Source organism: Litorihabitans aurantiacus (assembly GCF_030161595.1).
Taxonomy (GTDB): Bacteria; Actinomycetota; Actinomycetes; order Actinomycetales; family Beutenbergiaceae; genus Litorihabitans; species Litorihabitans aurantiacus.
In genome coordinates, this window is record NZ_BSUM01000001.1 from 2,060,027 (window position 1) to 2,076,696 (window position 16,670).

The window sequence follows — 16,670 nt, forward strand, 5'->3', positions numbered from 1 at the left end:
CGCGCCACGTCGCCTACCCGCCCGGGGTGCACTTCGGCGCACCGCTCCAGGGCTGCTCCGCCTACGACGCCGGGGACCACTGGCACTACGTGACGTTCGGGATGAGCGAGCTCTACGTGCCGGACGACCTCGAGCGCGTCCACCCGTCCGTCTCGGGCTGGGGCTTCGAGCTGACGATGCGGGTCCCGCGTCGCGCCGACGAGGAAGAGGCGCCCGGCTGGCCGTTCATCGTGCTGGCCGGCATCGCCCAGCAGGCGAGGACGAAGGGCGAACCCTTCCTCGTCGACGACCGCCTGGACCGGGGCGCCCCGGTCACCGGGTATCCCGACGACGCGACGGCGCCCCCGACCGGGCTCACCGCGTACGCCTTCGCCCTGGACCAGCAGCTCCAGGTCACGCACACCCCGTGAGGGCACGTGGTGTTGCTGCAGGTCGTGGGGATCACCGAGGCGGAGCGGCAGGCCATGATCGCGACGCACACCCAGGACGTGCTCGACGAGCTGCGCCGCACCGACCCCTGGCTGCTGATGGACCCCTCCCGCGCCTGAACGCGCGTCGCGCGTCGCCGCCTCGCCCCGCCGCAGCCATCCCCGACTCCTCGTGGGGAAGTTCCGGACGTCAGTAGCATCCGGAACTTCCCCACCAGCGACCCGAGCAGCTCCGCCCCCGCCCCATCAGCCCTCGTGGGGAAGTTCCGCAGGCTCAGGCCTGCGAAACTTCCCCACCAGCGAACCCGTCCGTCGCCGCCGCCGGCGCACCAGCCCTCGTGGGGAAGATCCGGACGTCAGGAGCGTCCGGAACTTCCCCACGAGGGCCCGGACGGGGTCGGCGACCGCGGCGGACGGGTGGCCGGCAGGCACCGCAGTCGGCAGCTGCTGCCGCGCCGTCGCCCGCACCACCCCGCGCCACAACGCTCACCGCCCGACGGCGTACCCCTGCATCCCCCGCGGGTTCGCCGCCGCCTCGAGCAGCCCGTCCGCACGCACGCCCGCCGCCGAGATCCGCCCCAGCGTCCACGGCCCCAACTCCTCCACCCGGTGCCCCCGCGCGCGCAGCTCCGCCAGCGCACCCGACCCGAGACGCGACTCGACCACGACACCCATCGGTTCCGCGCCCCGCGGCGAGAACGAGCTGGGGGCGTGCGTGCTGTGCCAGCTGGGCGCGTCGATCGCTGCCTGCAGCGAGGCGCCGTGGAGCAGGTGGCGCACGAGGAACGGCACGGTCCACTGGTCCTGCTGGTCACCGCCCGGGGTCCCGAACGCCGTCACGCGGCCGTCCGCACCCCGCAGCAGGCCCGGGCTGAGCGTCGTGCGCGGCCGCGCGCCGGGCCGCAGCGACGCCGGGTGCCCCTCCTCCAGCCAGAACATCTGCCCGCGCGTCGGCAGCGAGAACCCGAGCCCCGGCACCACCGGCGAGCTCTGCAGCCAGCCGCCCGACGGCGTCGCCGAGACCACGTTGCCCCACCGATCCACGACGTCGAGGTGGCACGTGTCGCCGCGCGCCACGGTCGGCTCCCCCTCACCCGGACGCACCTCCCCGAGACCGCGGGGCCACGCGCCGTCGCTCTCACCCATCGCCCGGCGCACGTGCTCGGGCAGGCGAGGCTCGAGCCCGCGCGGCGAACCGGGCAGCAGGCCCTCGAGCGCTCGCTCACCGATCAGCGCCGCGCGCGAGCGCACGTAGTCCGGTGCCAGCAGGTCGGCGACGGCGACCGCCCGCGGGTCCCCCGCCTCGAGCGAGTCGCCGAACCAGGCCTCGCGGTCGGCCATCGCCAGCTTGCTCGCCTCGATCACGAGGTGGATCCAGCGCGGGTTCGACGGCGCGAGGTCGCCGACGCCCGCCGCCTCGAGCAGCGCCAGCTGCTGCAGGAGCACCGGCCCCTGGCTCCACAGCCCCGGCTTGTGGACCTCCACCCCGCCGAAGGTGAGCGACGCCGTCGCCTCCTCGCTCGCCCGCCAGGCCGCCATGTCGGCACCGGTGAGGAACGAGCGGTGCGCGGCGCGCTCGCCGTCCGGCCCCGCACCGTCCCACTGCGGCGTACGCGCGAACGCGTCGACGGCGTCGGCCACGAACCCGGCGTAGAACGCGGCGCGCGCGGCCTCGGCCTGGGCCGCGACGTCGTCACCCGCGGCGGCGGCCTCGCGACCGAGCCGCTCGAGCGTGTCCGCGAGGTCGGGATTGCGCAGGCGCGAGCCCGGGGCCGGCGCCGCTCCCCCGGCCAGGTACACCCCCGCCGAGGAGGTCCAGTGCTCGCGGAACACGTGCGACACCGCCTCGATCGTGCTCGTCACGCGCGGCAGCGTCGGGTGGCCGTGCCGGGCGTACCCGACGGCGTAGCCCGCCAGCTCGGCGAGCGGCTTCGTCCCGTACCGGCCGAGAAGGTGCATCCACGCGCCGAACGTCCCCGGCACGACGGCGGCGAGGTGCCCCGTGCCCGGGACCGCCTCGACACCGAGGTCGCGGTAGGCCGCCGTCGTGGCCGCCTGCGGCGCCACCCCTGCCCGCACACCACCCGCGTGGAGCCCGTCGCCGCCTCGTGCACGATCACCGGCATGTCGCCGCCGAGACCGTTGAGGTGCGGTTCGACGACGTGCAGCACGAGGCCCGCGGCCACCGCCGCGTCGAACGCGTTCCCGCCCGCCTCGAGCACCGCCATCCCCGAGGCGGAGGCCAGCCAGTGCGTGGAGGCGACCATGCCGTGCGTGCCGAGGAGGTCGGGGCGGGTGGTGGTCGCGTCGTCGAGGAGCATGCCTCCATCCTCACCCGGGGGCAGCCACCAACCGACCCCGCCGATGCGCAAGAGTCTTGCGCTCGCGTCGCCGCCCGTAGTGAGGTGGCCCCCATGACTGGACACGCAGGCGGGGCAGCAACGACCGGCACGGCGACGACCGCACCCTTGAGCGGCGGTGGGCTGCGGCGGAGCATCGGCGGATTCCTGCTGTTCGCCTTCATCGTCGGGGACACCCTCGGCGCGGGCATCTACACCCTGGTGGGCACGATGGCCGCCGACGTCGGGGGCGTGATCTGGCTCCCTCTCCTCATCGCGCTCGTCGTGGCCCTGCTCACGGCCGGCACGTACGCCGAGCTCATCACGAAGTACCCGCACGCGGGCGGGGCGGCGCGATTCGCCGAGCGCGCGTTCGGCAAGCCCTACCTGTCGTTCCTCGTCGGCTTCCTCATGATGGCCTCGGGGATCACGACGGCGGCCGCGCTCGCCAACGCGTTCTCCGGCGACTACTTCACCGCGCTGGTGGACGTGAACCCGCAGCTCGTCGCGGTCCTCTTCATCGTGATCCTCACCGTCGTCAACCTGCGCGGCGTGGTCGAGTCGATGCGGGCCAACCTCCTCGCCTCGTGCATCGAGGTCACCGGACTCGTCGTCGTGATCGCCGTGGCGACCATCTTCATCTTCGGCGGGGGCGGCGACACCGGCCGGCTCGTGCAGTTCGCCGAGGGCGTGCCGCCGCTCCAGGGCGCGTTCGCCGCGTCCATCGTTGCGTTCTTCTCCTTCCTCGGCTTCGAGGCGGCGGCCAACATGGCCGAGGAGGTCCGCAACCCCAGCAAGGTCTACCCGCGAGCACTGTTCGGCGCGCTCATCACCGCGGCCGTGGTCTACCTCGGGATCGCTCTCGGGGCCGGCGCCGTCCTGCCCGCCGACGAGCTCGCCGCCTCCAGCGGCCCGCTGCTGGCCGTCGTGGAGGCGACGGGGCTAGGCGTGCCGTCCTGGCTGTTCGCCCTCGTCGCGCTGGTCGCCATCGCCAACGGCGGGTTGCTGTTCATGGTCATGGCCAGCCGCGTCGGCTACGGCCTCGCCGAGGCCGGACTCCTGCCCCGGGCGTTCGGGAGCGTGCTGCCCGGTCGCCGCACCCCGTGGATCTCGATCCTCGTGGTCGCCGGCTCCACCATCGGACTGTCGTTCCTCGGCAACGTGGGGCAGCTGGCCGACGTCACCGTGCTGCTCCTCCTGCTGGTCTTCATCAGCGCGAACGTCAGTGTGCTGGTGCTGAAGAAGGACCGCGTCGAGCACGAGCACTTCTCCATCCCGCGCGTGGTCCCCGTCCTGGCGATCATCGCGAGCCTGGTGCTCCTGGCCCAGCAGGACGGCGTCATCTGGCTCGGCTCGCTCGCCTACATCGCCGTCGGGACGGTCCTGTACCTGATCGCGCGCTTCACCCGCAAGCGCGAGGACGCCGCGGTGGCGGCCCGCCCGGCCGAGCCGAGCGACGCCGTCGAGCGTGTGCCCTGGGACGACTGAGCCGAGCCGCACACAGCGACGGCCGAGGGCCGGCACCCCCGCGGGGGTGCCGGCCCTCGGCCGTTCGTGCTGCGAGCCTCACGGCTCGGTGATGAAGCCCTCCTGCACCATCCAGGCGTAGGCGACGTCGGCCGGCTCCTCGCCGTCGACGTCGACCTGGCGGTTGAGCTCGCGCATGAGGTCGTCGGTGATGCGCGCCGAGACGTCGGCGAAGACGTCCTGCAGCCCGGGGTAGGTCTCGAGCGTCTCGGCGTAGAACACGACCGAGGCGTTGTAGGCCGGGAAGAAGGCCCGGTCGTCCTCGAGCACCACGAGGTCGAGCGCGGGGATGCGCCCGTCGGAGGAGAACACCTCGCCGACCACGCAGTTGCCGCGGTCGATCGCCGCGTAGACGGCGCCGAGGTCGAGGACCGAGATCTGGTTGTCCGGGATTCCCTCCGGGCCGCGCGGCAGCTCGTAGTGCTCGAGCAGCGGCGTGAGGCCGTCGGCCCGGGAGTTGAACTCGGGTTCCACGCAGAGCGTGCGCTCACCCACCGGCACGGTCGCGAGGTCGCTGATCGTCTCGAGCCCGTACTTCTCCGCGTTGTCGCGCGAGACGGCGAACGCGTAGGTGTTGTTCAGCGGTGCCGGGTCGCTCCAGGTCAGGCCGAGCTCGCCGTCGGCCTCCGCCACGGCGGCGAACTGCTCGGCCGGGTCGGGGATGCCCTCCTCCTGGCCGAGGTAGGTCAGCCACGCCGTCCCGGTGTACTCCCAGGTGATGTCGGCGCCGCCGCTGAGCATGAGCTCGCGCACCGGCTGGCTGCCGGGCACGTTGCTGAGGTCGGTCACGGTGAACCCGGCCGCCTGCGCCGCGAGGACCGCGATCTTCCCGAGGATGAGCTGCTCGGTGAAGTTCTTCGAGGTCACCGTGACGGACGCGCCCTCGGGGAGGTCCAGGCGCTCGAGCGAGCCCTCGCCGAACTCGGGCACGAAGCTCGCGGCGGGCTGCAGCCCGCACCCGCCCAGGGCGAGGGCCGCGAGGGCGCCGACCCCGCCGACGAGGGAGCGGCGACGGCGGCGGACGGGACGGTGCACGCGGGTCATGAGAGGCCCTTCGGGGTCGCGACGTGCTCGGCGACGCGTCCGAGCCAGTCGATGGCGAGCGCGAGCAGCGCGACCAGGAGCGACCCGGCCACCAGCACGTTGGTCAGGAAGAGCGAGACACCGGTGGTGATGAGGATGCCCAGCCCCCCGCCGTCGATGAACGCGGCGAGGGTCGCCGTCCCCACCAGGAGCACCAGCGCGGTCCGGATGCCGGCGAGCATGAGCGGGACGGCGAGCGGCAGCTCCACACGCAGCAGCACACCGGTGGAGCTCATCCCCATCCCGCGACCGGCGTCGATGAGGCGCTGGTCCACGCCGGTGATGCCCAGCATCGTGTTGCGCAGCACGGGCAGCGCCGCGTACAGCACGAGCGCCACGACCGAGGCCCAGAAGCCGAACCCGAGCCAGAACGCCAGGAGCACGACCAGGCCGATGGCCGGGGCCGCCTGCCCGATGTTCGCGATCGCCAGGACGGGTGCGCGGGCGGCACGCAGCGAGCGCCGCGTGAGGAGCACGCCCAGGGGGATCGCGATGACGAGCACGATGCCCGCCGCCGTGAAGGTGAGCGCGAGGTGCTCCACGAGGTAGCCCCACAGGTTCGACGGCGCGAGCGTATTGGCCTCGGTGGCGGTGATCTCCGCCGTCGTCACCCAGAGCGCGTAGGCGCCGAGCGCCGCGAGGATCGCGAGCGGCTGGATGATCAGACCGCGGGGGAAGGTGCGCCCTGCCCGGCCCGAGGAGGCGGGAGCGGAGGCGGCTGCGGTGGCGGCGCTCATCGCGCCCCGTCGTGGTCGGACACCGCGGGCAGGACGGCGCCGGAGGTGGCCCCCGGGACGGCGTCGAGGGCCGGCTCCGCACCGCTCCCGGTCGAGCCGTTCACGCCGATGGGCGCGGCGGCGTCGCGGCTCGAACCCTCGCGCGCCTCGGCGATCGAGCGCATCACGGTCTCGACGTCGATCACGCCCACGAAGGCGTCGCGCCGCCCGGTGACCAGCGCCCCGGCCACGCTCGAGACGAGCATCGTGTCGAGGGCGTCGTTGAGCGTCGCGCTGCGGCTCACGACCGGCAGGCCGGCGTCCGTGTCGGCCGGGATCTGCGTGACGCGGCCGAGCTGCTTGCGCGAGAGCCACGAGAGCGGCCGGTCGCGGTCGTCGAGCACGACGACGTGGCCGTGGCCGGCCTGCGTCACCCGCTCGAGCACCTCGGCGGCGACCTCGCCGGGGCGCGCGGTGACGGCGTCGGCGAGCTCGACGTCGCTCACCCGCGTCAGCGCGAGCTGCTTGAGCCCCGCACCGGCGCCGATGAAATTCTCGACGAACTCGTCGGCCGGCTCGGCGAGGATGCGCTCGGGGGTGTCGTACTGCACGATCTGGCCGCCCTCGCGCATGATCACGATCCAGTCGCCGAGCTTGACCGCCTCGTCGAAGTCGTGGGTGACGATGACGATGGTCTTGCCCACCTCCTCCTGGATCAGGAGGAGCTCGTCCTGCAGGCGCTGGCGCGTGATCGGGTCGACGGCGCCGAACGGCTCGTCCATCAGCAGGACGGGCGGGTCGGCGGCGAGCGCGCGGGCGACGCCGACGCGCTGCTGCTGACCGCCGGACAGCTCCCGCGGGTAGCGGTCGCGGTAGGTGTCGGGGTCGAGCGAGACGAGGTCCAGCAGCTCGTCGACGCGGGCACGGATGCGCTCGGCGTCCCACTTCAGTAGCTTCGGGACGATCGCGATGTTGGCGGCGATCGTCATGTGCGGGAAGAGGCCGCCGGCCTGGATGACGTAGCCGATGCGGCGGCGCAGCTGGTCGCCGTCGATGTCCGTGACGTCCTGGTCGCCGAGGCTGATCGTGCCGGAGGTCGGCTCGATGAGGCGGTTGATCATTTTCAGGGTGGTCGTCTTGCCGCAGCCCGAGGGGCCCACGAGCATGACGATCTTCCCCGCGGGGATCTCCATCGTGAGGTCGCCGACGGCGGGGGTGGCGGAGCCGTAGCGCTTCGTCACGTTCTCGAGCAGGATGCGGGAACCCCCGGTGGGCGGGGTCGCTGTCGTCGATGTCTCAGACACGGAGGCCTTTCGGGGTGGTGAGCCGGCCGAGGCCGACCAGCAGGAGGTCGAGGATCAGGGCGAGCACGACGACGGCGACGACGCCGACCACCACCGAGGTCAGCGCGTTCGCGCCGCCGAGGCGGGACAGGCCGGAGAAGATCAGCCCACCGAGCCCGGGCCCGAGGGAGTAGGCGGCGACGGCGGCGATGCCCATGACCATCTGGGCCGAGATGCGGATGCCGCCAAGGATCACGGGCCAGGCCAGCGGCAGCTCGACGCGCACGAGGGTCTGGAAACGCGACAGGCTGATGCCGCGGGCCGCCTCGACGAGGGAGGAGTCGACACCGGCGAGGCCCACCAGCGCGTTGCGCAGGATCGGCAGCGCGGCGAAGAACGTCACGACCGTGACGGCGGGCGCCACGCCGAAGCCCATGGGGGCGATGAGGAGGCCGATGAAGGCGAAGGAGGGGATGGTCAGCCCGACGGCGCTGACGCCGTTGGCCAGCGAGGCGAGGGGCTTGCGGCGGTAGGTCAGCACCGCCAGACCCACGGCGATGACGGTGGCCAGGGCCAGCGACTGCACCACCAGGCTGAGGTGCTGCCACGACGCGAAGGCGATCTGGGGCCATCGTTCGACGACGAAATCGATCAAGGGACGGGTACCTGCTCACGTGGATTCGGGTTCGTCCACCGGCGCACGGCCGGTCAAGAACTGGATAAGGGATCGTCCGCACGGGGCGGACAAGTCAAAGACCGTACCCGGTTCTCGTCATGACTGCACGGATCGTGATGCACGGACGACCCGTGGGCGCAGGTGCGCCCGCGGGCCTCCGTGTCCGCAGGGAGCCGCTCCCCGGGCGCCGCGAGCGGCCGCGGAACGCCCGGGATCGCGTCAGTCGCGACCGGCTTCGTAGCCGCCACGGCGGAACGCCGGCGTGCCGAACGCGGTGACGGCCAGGGCCGCCAGCAACGAGGCGAGCATCACGGCCGCCATCGCGACCGCGGTGCCGCCGAAGACCCCGACGAGGGGGCTGATGGCGGCGGGGAGCAGGGCGCCGAGCGCCCCGCAGACGGCCGCGGCGGCGCCGGCGCGCTCCCCGTGACGTCCCAGCGCGATCGCGGTCGCGTTCGGGGGCACGAAGTTCTGGAAGGAGACGGCGACGGCGAGCGGGATCAGGAACCCCGCCACGCCACCGACCCCGGCGATCGCGATCGCGAGCATGACCACGACGACGGCGATCTGCACCGGGAGCGCGACCCGGATGATGCGGATGGGCGAGTACCGGTGGACGAGGTGGGCGTTGATCTGGGCCATCCCCACCATGAGGACGCCCGCGGCCGCGAAGAACAGCGAGAACTGCCCGCCGGAGAGCCCGAACTGCCCCTGCAGCACGAACGGCGAGCCGGACACGTAGGCGATGAGGGCGCCGGTGACCAGGCCGGGGAGCACGGCGAAGGCGAGGAAGCGGCGGTCCGCCGCGAGCACGCGGTAGCTGCGGAGCGCGACGGCGACGCCCCCGGTCGTGCGCCGCTCGCGCGGGTGGGACTCGGGCAGGTAGCGCCAGACGGCGACCATCACGCCCAGCCCGCACACCGCGAGCACCGCGAAGACGGCGCGCCAGCCCCACAGGTGGGCGATGAACTCGCCGGCGGTCGGCGCGAACAGCGGCGCCACGCCGATGACGAGCATGAGTCGCGAGAGTGTCGCCGCCGCGACGGGGCCGTTGTAGCGGTCGCGGATGAACGCGTGCGCGCACACGCCGATCGCCGCCGCACCCACGCCCTGCATCAGGCGGAGGCCGAGGAACACGGCGATCCCGGACCCGAGCAGCACCGCGAGGCACGCGACCACGTGGATCGCGGCGCCGACGAGGACCGGCAGGCGGCGCCCGACGCGGTCCGACCACGGGCCGACGACGAGCTGCCCGAAGGCGGCCCCGACCATCATGAAGGAGATCGTCAGCTGCGCCGTCGCCGCGTTGACCCCCATCTCGTCGGCCACCTGCGGCAGCGACGGGAGGTACATGTCGACCGTGATCGCGAAGACGGCGGCCATCGCGCCCAGCAGGCCAACCAGGGCCGGGCGGGGGCGCGGGGCGGCGCCGGGGCCGCGGCGGACCGGTGCGGGGGCAGCGACGGCGGGCGCTGCGTCGGGGGTCACGAGGGCGTCGGAGGGGCGAAGGGGCGCTTGGGTCATGGCGGGACTCGGTTCGGTTCGCGACTGTCGGGGAGCGATGGCCACACCGGGCGCGGGTCGTGCGCGCGGGGACGCCTCCAGTGTGCGTGCTGGGAGCGCCGATGTCGAATCGTTTCGAACGTTGGATTTGCAACGTTCACCGGGCAGTCAACCGCGGTTCAAGCGGCTCCCCCGGATCGGTGTGTGAACGCTCTACTCGGCGGTGCCGACGGCGTAGGCCGTGATGTCGTCGCCCTCGGGCACCGCGAGCGAGAGCTGGACCGATCCCTGCGTGGTGCGGCCGAGCATCTGGATCGAGACGGGCGAGCCGTTGCACGCCATCTCCTTCGCCGTCGAGCTCGCGCCGTCGATGAGGATCGAGACGGACGCCAGGCCCGTGCCGTCACCGCTGAGGCACGCGGCCTCGACCCTGAATCGCGACTGCGCCGGCAGCAGCTCCGCCTGGCCCTGCGCGACCTCACCGTTCTCGATCATCACGCGCGTGACCTCGCGGTCCTGCGGTCCGGGGATCTCGACGGGCGTGGTCGGGGCGGCGGTCGGCTCGGTCGGCACCTCGGGCTCGGGCTCGCTCGTGCAGGCGGCGAGGGCCGGCAGGAGCGCGGCGGCGAGGACGGCGAGCGGGCGGCGGGGGCGCACAGGTGTCTCCCGGGGGTGGGTGCAGCGGGGCGGGGCAGGTCGTTTCTACCAGGTGGGTCTGGGCGCGCAGGCCCCCACCCGCCGGGGCGAGGTAGCGGCGGGACCGGGCCTTCGCCGTCGGGCGCGTGCGTGCTTCGATGGGAGGCGTGGGTATCACGACGCCGGTGGCACGGGCCCGGGCACGGGTGGGCCACGCCCTGTTCACGAAGGTGGCGGGCGAGGACGGGTACGACTCGCGCCGCCGCATCCACGAGACGCCGGGGCCGCGGTGGTTCGAGGCCGGCAGCCCGATCCAGCGGGTGCACGGGGACGCGTCGATGTTCGTCGGCGGGCTGCGGGCGCTGCTGCTGCAGTCGCTGCACCCGCTCGCGATGGCCGGCGTGGCCGGTCACTCCGGCTACCGCGGCGACCCGTGGGGGCGCCTCGAACGCACCTCGACCTTCCTGGCGGTGACGACGTTCGCGACCGCGGAGGACGCGCAGCAGATGGTCGACCGCATCCGCGCCGTGCACGAGCGCGTGCGCGGCAAGGCGCCCGACGGCCGGCCCTACCGCGCCTCCGACCCCCACCTGCTGACGTGGGTGCACATCGCCGAGATCGACTCGTTCCTGCGGGCGCACCAGCGCCACGGCAGCGCGCCGCTGACGCCGACCGAGGCTGACGAGTACGTGGCGCAGACCGCGCGTGTGGCGCGGGCGCTCGGGGCGGAGGAGGTCCCGACGACGACGGCGGGGCTCGCCGACGCGCTCGCGTCCTACCGCGCGGAGCTGGGCGCCACCGAGGCCGCCGTCGACACCGCGCACTTCCTGCTGCGCGAGCCGCCGCTGGCCTGGGCCTCGCGCCAGCCGTACCGGCTCATCGCGGCCGGCGCCATCGGGCTGATGCCGGACTGGACGCGCGCGGAGCTGAAGCTGGGCGGGCCGCGGGGCGACGGGCTGCGGCGCGTGGGCGGCGGGGTCGCGACGCGGACGATCCGGTGGGGCATGTCGACCGTGGGGAACCGCCGGCCGGAGTGAGGTCGGCGCGCGCGGAGCTACGGGCCGGGCGGGGCCTGGTCGTCGCTCCGGCGCGTGAACATCCCGCGCACGAAGACGTAGATGCCGGCCAGGACGATGCCGAGCAGCAGCCCGACGGCGATCGCGGGGACGGTGCCGAGGTCCGTGGCGCGGCGCACGGTGAAGATCGAGCCGAAGACGAGGACGAGGGTCACGACGCGCGTGATGCCGTCCCCCGGGAACGCGTTGCGGTCACTGTTCACATCACTCATTCGCCCACCGTACAGCGACCTCAGCCCCTGGGGCATCGGAGCGAAAGACATCGCGACACTGCCGCAACATCGCGTCGCTTTCGCTCCACTAACGCTGCAACTATGAGCCACCCGAAGACGCAACGAATAACCGGCACTTATCACGCACGGCAGGTCGGTCGCAACGGCCACCACTATCGATCTCTGATGCTGGGAAGTTCCAAAGAAATCGCGCGAAGCACTTGCATCCCTCCGTCGCGCCTCGTTACACATTTCTCACTCCGCGCAGCATCCCGACGGATGTGCGCGGCGCTTTTCTCGAGAGGTGTGCGTCCGCCGTGGTGTCGCCCATGGCGGGGAGTGTCGCAGTACGAAACCGAACACGCCCTCCCGCAGGGAGGCATCCACAACGGGCCCCTCCGGGGCCAGGACATGGGGGAAACGTGAACGCAGCACGTAGCACGCGCACCACCCGACGAAGGCTGGCGGGGGCTCTGCTCATCGCCGGCCTGGCTGGCGGCGGGGTCATCGCCGTCGAGACCAGCGCCACCTCGAACAGCCCTTCGCGAGCGTCGGGACCGGCGTCGTCGTCCCAGGCGGCGGGGACGCAGGTGCCGGGGGCGGTCGCCGCCAGCACCTCTGCCCCGGCAGCCAACGCCGGAACGACCTCGGGTGCGCCCGCGGCGAGCGGTGAACAGCTCGGCACGCTCATCAAGCAGGTCGCCAAGCAGTTGATCAACTGGGTCAAGTCGCAGGGCAGCAAGCTCTGGAACAGCTTCAAGGCGGCTGCGGAGAAGGGCTGGCAGTCGCTGACCACCTGGCTCAAGGAGAAGCTGCCGGGGCACATCCGGGATGCGGCCATCGCCCTCGGTCTCGAAGAGGTCGCGAAGTGGATCATCGAGAACTGGCCGTTCTGATCTGACACCGCCCGTCTTCTATCCCTCGGGCGGACAACGTTCCACACCCCGACGGCCGCGGTGACGACCGTGGCCGTCGGGCCACCGACAGTGAGGTACCGATGATCGACATCTCCAGGCTTTCAGTCTCGATCGGCGGTAGAACGATCGTCAATGACGCAACGTTCGCCGTACCCGCCGGAGCCGTCTCCGTCTTCGTCGGGAAGAATGGGGCTGGTAAGACCACGACTTTTCGGGCTATTGCGGGAATGTTGATTCCGCGAGCAGGAACCGTGACCATCGACGGGCGGCCCGCGACCGCGAACGCCACGCGCGCGGACACCCTCGGATACTCGCTGGGGCCCTCCGCCCTGCCCGCCGCTGTGCCGGCCCGCCGCTTTCTCGCGCTGGTGGCGGCGACAGCACCGGACCAGGACGCGAGGCGACGTGCGTACGACCGTGCGCTCGCGATGGCGGCGGACGTCGAGATCGAACCCCACCTCCGCAAGCGAATCGGGGCGCTGTCTGAGGGAACGAAGCAGAAGGTCGCCGTGATCGCGGCACTCGCGCACGCACCCGGGAATCTGCTGCTGGACGAGCCGTACAACGGCCTCGATCCGGACTCGATGGCCTGGTTGAAGAACCGCATCGAGGAACGGCGACGTGCGGGAGCGAGCGTCCTCGTGTCGACGCACCTCCTGCGCGAAGCTGCGGACAACGCCTCGATGGCCGTGCAGATAGCCGATGGATCCACGTCGACGGTTCCGTGGCCGCCGGCCTCGACAGGCTCGGTGGCGCACCGCTCGCCGTCCCGTGGCTCGGAGATCGCGCTGCGCTCGGTGCGGACGCTCACCCCAGAGGCGCAACGCCTCAGCACGGCTCTGCTCGCTGCCGGGCGGCGAGCAGAGATCGTGCAGCCGGACGAGGTCAGGACGGACGCCACGATCCGTATCGTGCTCGCCGTCGCCAGAGACGCCCACATCCACCTCCTCGACATGTCCGAGCGCCTCGCGCCGGACGTGCCCTTCTCGAGGGAGCTTCGATGACTCTCCACCTGCGCACTCTCACGCTCACGCGCGGTCGGCGGGTTCTGCTGACCGTCATTGCTGTGCTCGTCGCATGGCTCGCCGTCTACGGCCGCATCAGCGCCGTCTACCCGTCTTTCGGGGACGCGCTGTCGACGACCGGAATCCTCGTGTCGGTCGCCGCAACCCTGGTGGCGGTCACGTGGACCGCAGGTGACGTCGGCACCGGACTGGCCGGCACGCTCCTCGCTCACAACGGGAACCGCGATCACTTCGCACGTGTCCGGGTGAACGGCACTCTCGTCATCGCCGCGGCCGCCGTCGCCGTCGCCGTCGTGATCGCGCTCGTCGCCGGTCCGACGCCGACGATGGACGATTTTCGTGCGGCACCGGTGGTCGTTCTGACGGCGCCGGCCTACGCGTCGCTCGGTCTCCTGGTGGCGCTGCTCGTCAAGCGTGCGCTGCCCGCCTGCCTCGTCTTCCTCGCGCTCCCCCTGCTTCCGACGATCCTCGCGACGATCACTCCGGCTCTTGCGTGGCTGCGGTTCTTCTCTGTCGACTGGTACGTCACGGGTCTGCTGGAGCAGACCTCCGCCGCAGGGTGGTTCGTGCTTCCGCTGGTCACTTTCACGGCCGTTCGCCTCGCCTGGACGCAGGCGAGGCGAACGGCGCTGTGAAGCGGCGCAAGCCGGGCCTCGCCGGGCGGGTGACCCGCCGCATCGTGACTCCCGTGGGGCTGCTCCTGCTGCACACGATTCTTCTCGAGGTGGCGCTCGGCCGCGCCGGGACCGGCGTGATCCTGACCCTCGCCTCAGCGGCCGCGGTCGCCGGACTCGTCCTTGTCCGCTGGGCCGTCGGTCGGCCGGCCACGCCTGGCCTCGTCCCGTGCGGTACGAAACCATGGGTCAGGAGCCTGCTGGTGATCCTGGTGGCAACCGTGGCGGCGGCGATGCTGGTGACGCTGCTCCCTGCCGCACAGCAGCCCTGGACGGCCGTGGGCGCGGCGACGATCGCGGGCCGACTGGGCCTCGCGGCGCTGGAGGAGCTGCTGTTCCGGGTGTGGCTGCCGCACGCCCTGGGGTCCTTCTTCCGCACGGGCGTCACGACCGCACTCCCGGTCCTCGGATCAGCCGTCCTGTTCGCGGCGATACACGCGCCCGTCACCGTCACCGCGGCCATCTATCACGTCGCGTTCGGCGTCGCCATGTCACTCCTCCTGGCGCGGCTGGGCAACCTGGTCGTCGTCGTGCTGGCGCATGCAGCCACGAACATCGTGCTCGTCAGCGGTGGTGGCATCGATCTCACGACGCCGGCGCCGATGCTCGCTCTCCTTGCGATGACGGCCGGGTTCCTCCTCGTGTCGAACGGGCGCGTCAACCACCCGGGCCGGACGCCGGCGCCCGGCCTCGTCGGGACCGCCGCGTCGTCGCCCGGTCGCATCGACGCCCTCGACCTCCTGCGTGGTGTGGCGATGCTCCTCGTCGTCCTCGACAACGCACTCGTGTACCGGTGGTCGCACGAACGCCCCGCGATGTCGACCGAGCTCGCCGCCGGCGTGCTCGGCAATCTCGGACTGGTGCTGCTCGTGGTCGTGTTCGCGGCTTCGCTCGACCAGCGTCTGGCGCCAGTTCGCCACTCGGCTCCAACGGTGTCCGGTGACGAGCGACATGCTCGGCTGTGGCGACTCGGTGCCGGTAACGCCACCTTGTGGTTCCCGTACGACGTGCTGACCATGTACGGCCCGACGGGCGCCCTGACCGAGCGGATGATCCGGCCTCGCGGCCGCTGGATCGCATGGATCGTCGTCGCGGGGGTGGTCGCACTGATCCTCGCCAACAGCGCGCGCGTCGCATCCGCGGACTCGGTGCTGGGCGATCGTCCCGCGTTCCTGCCGACCTCACTGGTGGATCACGTGCTCGAGGCGTTCGTCGCCGTCGGGCTCAACGTGCTCGTCGCACCGCTGTTCGCATGCCTGGCCGTCGCGGTGATCCACCTCGTGCGACGCACGCGAGCGGCGGGCACCCGTTCGGCATGGCTCGCGCTGACAGCCGGGCTGGCAGCCCTCCTCGCACTGGCCCTCCCGATCGCGACGGTGGCGTTCGGGTGGTCCCCGCCCGGCACCGCACCGCTGCGCGAGGCCGCCGTGGTCGTCACCGCGACAGCCCTGACCTTGCTCGCGGTGCGATCACGGTGGGTCGCCCGCGGCCTCGTGGCGGTGCCACTCGTAGCCGTGGGTCGGCGGTCATTGACGGTCTACCTCCTCGTGTGCGGGATCCAGCTGATAGCGGTGCCCGTGGTGATCGAACAGGGCGTGGTGCTCTCCCCCGTGGCCGTCGGCCTGCTGAGCATCGCGGCCGCCGTGCTGGTGGGCGCGATGCCACGCGGTGTCGGCGACCACCTGGAGCGCTACGTCCGATCGTCGCGCGCGCCCGGTGATACCGGCCGGTGCTCGGACGAGCGTCACGGACCCGACAAATCCGATCCCACCGTGCGCGGCAAGAACCTGCGTACCTTCGGGGCATGACGACGTCTTCGCACTCACACCGCCCCGCGGCGACCCTGGCGCAGGAGGTCCGTCGACTCGCGCACGGCCGCCCGTACACCGTCGTGGACGAGACCGATGACGCCTTCACCGTCCACATCGACGTCGTCGATGCCGGCTGGTGGACCCTCTTCAAGCGCAAGCACCTGACCTACGTCTTCACCCACCGCGTATCGGTGAAGCACGACGGCCGCGCGTACTCCGTGCGCGACACGCGCAAGACCCTCGCGTGGGAGGCGGGCGTCGACGTCGCCGGCGGGGTCCCGCGCCCGGTCATCCGCGGCAGCATGACGTTCGCGACCGGCACCATCCGCGAGAAGTCCTTCCGCAGGGAGATCGCGTTCGACGACGAGCTGCGCCCCGGTGTGGTGGTCGACTACACGTTCAGCTCGAACGAGGGCAACCAGCTCATCGAGCAGGCGGCCCGGCGCCTCGGGATGCGCAAGACGATGAACGGCGTCTCGATCTTCGCGCTGGTCGTCGCGCTCGTCGCCGGGGTGGGGTCGCTGCTGGGTGTGGGGATCGCCGCGCTGACCGGTGCCTTCGGCTGACCTCGGCGCCGACCCCTTCCTCCGCTGGGCCCTCCGGCCCGCACCCACGGAACGCACTCGACCCACCACCCTCGGGCGCAGGCCGAGCGCGACCTCGGCGCACCGCTGGACCACCAGCACCGGGACCTGCTGTCCTACGGCAACGGCTGGGAGGCGACCATCCTTCTCGACAGCGATCTCTTCGCGACCGGTGAGCTC

General features: G+C 72.2%; 15 protein-coding genes and 2 pseudogenes. 8 read left to right on the forward strand and 9 right to left on the reverse strand.

Features of this window, described 5'->3' with window-relative positions; all coding sequences use genetic code 11:
- Nucleotides 1–26: 26 nt before the first annotated feature.
- Nucleotides 27–548: pseudogene (locus QQK22_RS09715) on the forward strand (suppressor of fused domain protein).
- 366 nt (nt 549–914) lie between these two features.
- Here QQK22_RS09715 and QQK22_RS09720 read toward each other — a convergent pair.
- Complete coding sequence (locus QQK22_RS09720; protein WP_348525559.1) at nt 915–2,507, reverse strand: gamma-glutamyltransferase family protein; 1,593 nt, start codon at nt 2,505–2,507, stop codon at nt 915–917.
- 53 nt (nt 2,508–2,560) lie between these two features.
- Nucleotides 2,561–2,749 (reverse strand): annotated as a pseudogene (locus QQK22_RS18775) (gamma-glutamyltransferase); the annotation flags it as partial.
- A 93-nt stretch (nt 2,750–2,842) separates the two neighbouring features.
- On the opposite strand from QQK22_RS18775, the gene QQK22_RS09725 reads away from it, so the two are divergent.
- Nucleotides 2,843–4,255 carry an APC family permease gene (locus tag QQK22_RS09725; RefSeq protein ID WP_284250738.1) on the forward strand — a complete coding sequence of 471 codons (1,413 nt, stop codon included), beginning with the start codon at nt 2,843–2,845 and terminating at the stop codon, nt 4,253–4,255.
- Nucleotides 4,256–4,333: 78 nt separating this feature from the next.
- Here QQK22_RS09725 and QQK22_RS09730 read toward each other — a convergent pair whose 3' ends face one another.
- From QQK22_RS09730 to QQK22_RS09755, 6 genes are all read right to left on the reverse strand, one after another.
- Complete coding sequence (locus QQK22_RS09730) at nt 4,334–5,338, reverse strand: glycine betaine ABC transporter substrate-binding protein (protein ID WP_284250739.1); 1,005 nt, start codon at nt 5,336–5,338, stop codon at nt 4,334–4,336.
- Nucleotides 5,335–6,114: an ABC transporter permease gene (locus QQK22_RS09735; RefSeq protein WP_284250740.1), complete on the reverse strand. Its 780-nt coding sequence runs from the start codon at nt 6,112–6,114 to the stop codon at nt 5,335–5,337. The genes QQK22_RS09730 and QQK22_RS09735 overlap by 4 nt, the downstream gene beginning before the upstream one ends.
- A complete protein-coding gene (locus QQK22_RS09740) occupies nt 6,111–7,397 on the reverse strand; it encodes an ATP-binding cassette domain-containing protein (protein ID WP_284250741.1) in 1,287 nt (428 codons plus the stop codon). Before QQK22_RS09740 ends, QQK22_RS09735 begins: the two co-directional genes overlap by 4 nt.
- Nucleotides 7,390–8,031, reverse strand: coding sequence for an ABC transporter permease (locus QQK22_RS09745; RefSeq protein ID WP_284250742.1), 642 nt, complete (start codon nt 8,029–8,031; stop codon nt 7,390–7,392). Before QQK22_RS09745 ends, QQK22_RS09740 begins: the two co-directional genes overlap by 8 nt.
- A 240-nt stretch (nt 8,032–8,271) precedes the next feature.
- Complete coding sequence (locus tag QQK22_RS09750; RefSeq protein ID WP_284250743.1) at nt 8,272–9,540, reverse strand: multidrug effflux MFS transporter; 1,269 nt, start codon at nt 9,538–9,540, stop codon at nt 8,272–8,274.
- Between the two features lie 228 nt (nt 9,541–9,768).
- Nucleotides 9,769–10,212: a hypothetical protein gene (locus tag QQK22_RS09755; RefSeq protein WP_284250744.1), complete on the reverse strand. Its 444-nt coding sequence runs from the start codon at nt 10,210–10,212 to the stop codon at nt 9,769–9,771.
- A 146-nt stretch (nt 10,213–10,358) separates the two neighbouring features.
- Between QQK22_RS09755 and QQK22_RS09760 the strand changes: the two genes are divergently transcribed.
- Nucleotides 10,359–11,228 carry an oxygenase MpaB family protein gene (locus tag QQK22_RS09760; RefSeq protein WP_284250745.1) on the forward strand — a complete coding sequence of 290 codons (870 nt, stop codon included), beginning with the start codon at nt 10,359–10,361 and terminating at the stop codon, nt 11,226–11,228.
- A gap of 17 nt (nt 11,229–11,245) precedes the next feature.
- Here the strand turns inward: QQK22_RS09760 and QQK22_RS09765 are convergent, their stop codons facing one another.
- Nucleotides 11,246–11,479 (reverse strand): hypothetical protein, encoded by a 234-nt coding sequence (locus QQK22_RS09765; protein WP_284250747.1) that lies wholly within the window; start codon nt 11,477–11,479, stop codon nt 11,246–11,248.
- A gap of 422 nt (nt 11,480–11,901) precedes the next feature.
- Between QQK22_RS09765 and QQK22_RS09770 the strand changes: the two genes are divergently transcribed.
- The 5 genes from QQK22_RS09770 to QQK22_RS09790 all read left to right on the forward strand — a co-directional run bounded on the left by QQK22_RS09770 (nt 11,902) and on the right by QQK22_RS09790 (nt 16,472).
- Entirely contained in the window at nt 11,902–12,375 is a 474-nt protein-coding gene (locus tag QQK22_RS09770; RefSeq protein ID WP_284250748.1) for a hypothetical protein, read from the forward strand.
- A 101-nt stretch (nt 12,376–12,476) separates the two neighbouring features.
- Nucleotides 12,477–13,400, forward strand: a complete 924-nt coding sequence (locus tag QQK22_RS09775) for an ATP-binding cassette domain-containing protein (protein WP_284250749.1) — start codon at nt 12,477–12,479, stop codon at nt 13,398–13,400.
- Nucleotides 13,397–14,056 (forward strand): hypothetical protein, encoded by a 660-nt coding sequence (locus QQK22_RS09780; RefSeq protein ID WP_284250750.1) that lies wholly within the window; start codon nt 13,397–13,399, stop codon nt 14,054–14,056. Before QQK22_RS09775 ends, QQK22_RS09780 begins: the two co-directional genes overlap by 4 nt.
- The gene (locus tag QQK22_RS09785; protein WP_284250751.1) at nt 14,053–15,903 is read left to right on the forward strand and encodes a CPBP family intramembrane glutamic endopeptidase; all 1,851 of its coding nucleotides are present in this window, start codon (nt 14,053–14,055) and stop codon (nt 15,901–15,903) included. The genes QQK22_RS09780 and QQK22_RS09785 overlap by 4 nt, the downstream gene beginning before the upstream one ends.
- Complete coding sequence (locus QQK22_RS09790) at nt 15,900–16,472, forward strand: hypothetical protein (protein ID WP_284250752.1); 573 nt, start codon at nt 15,900–15,902, stop codon at nt 16,470–16,472. The genes QQK22_RS09785 and QQK22_RS09790 overlap by 4 nt, the downstream gene beginning before the upstream one ends.
- Nucleotides 16,473–16,670: the final 198 nt, after the last annotated feature.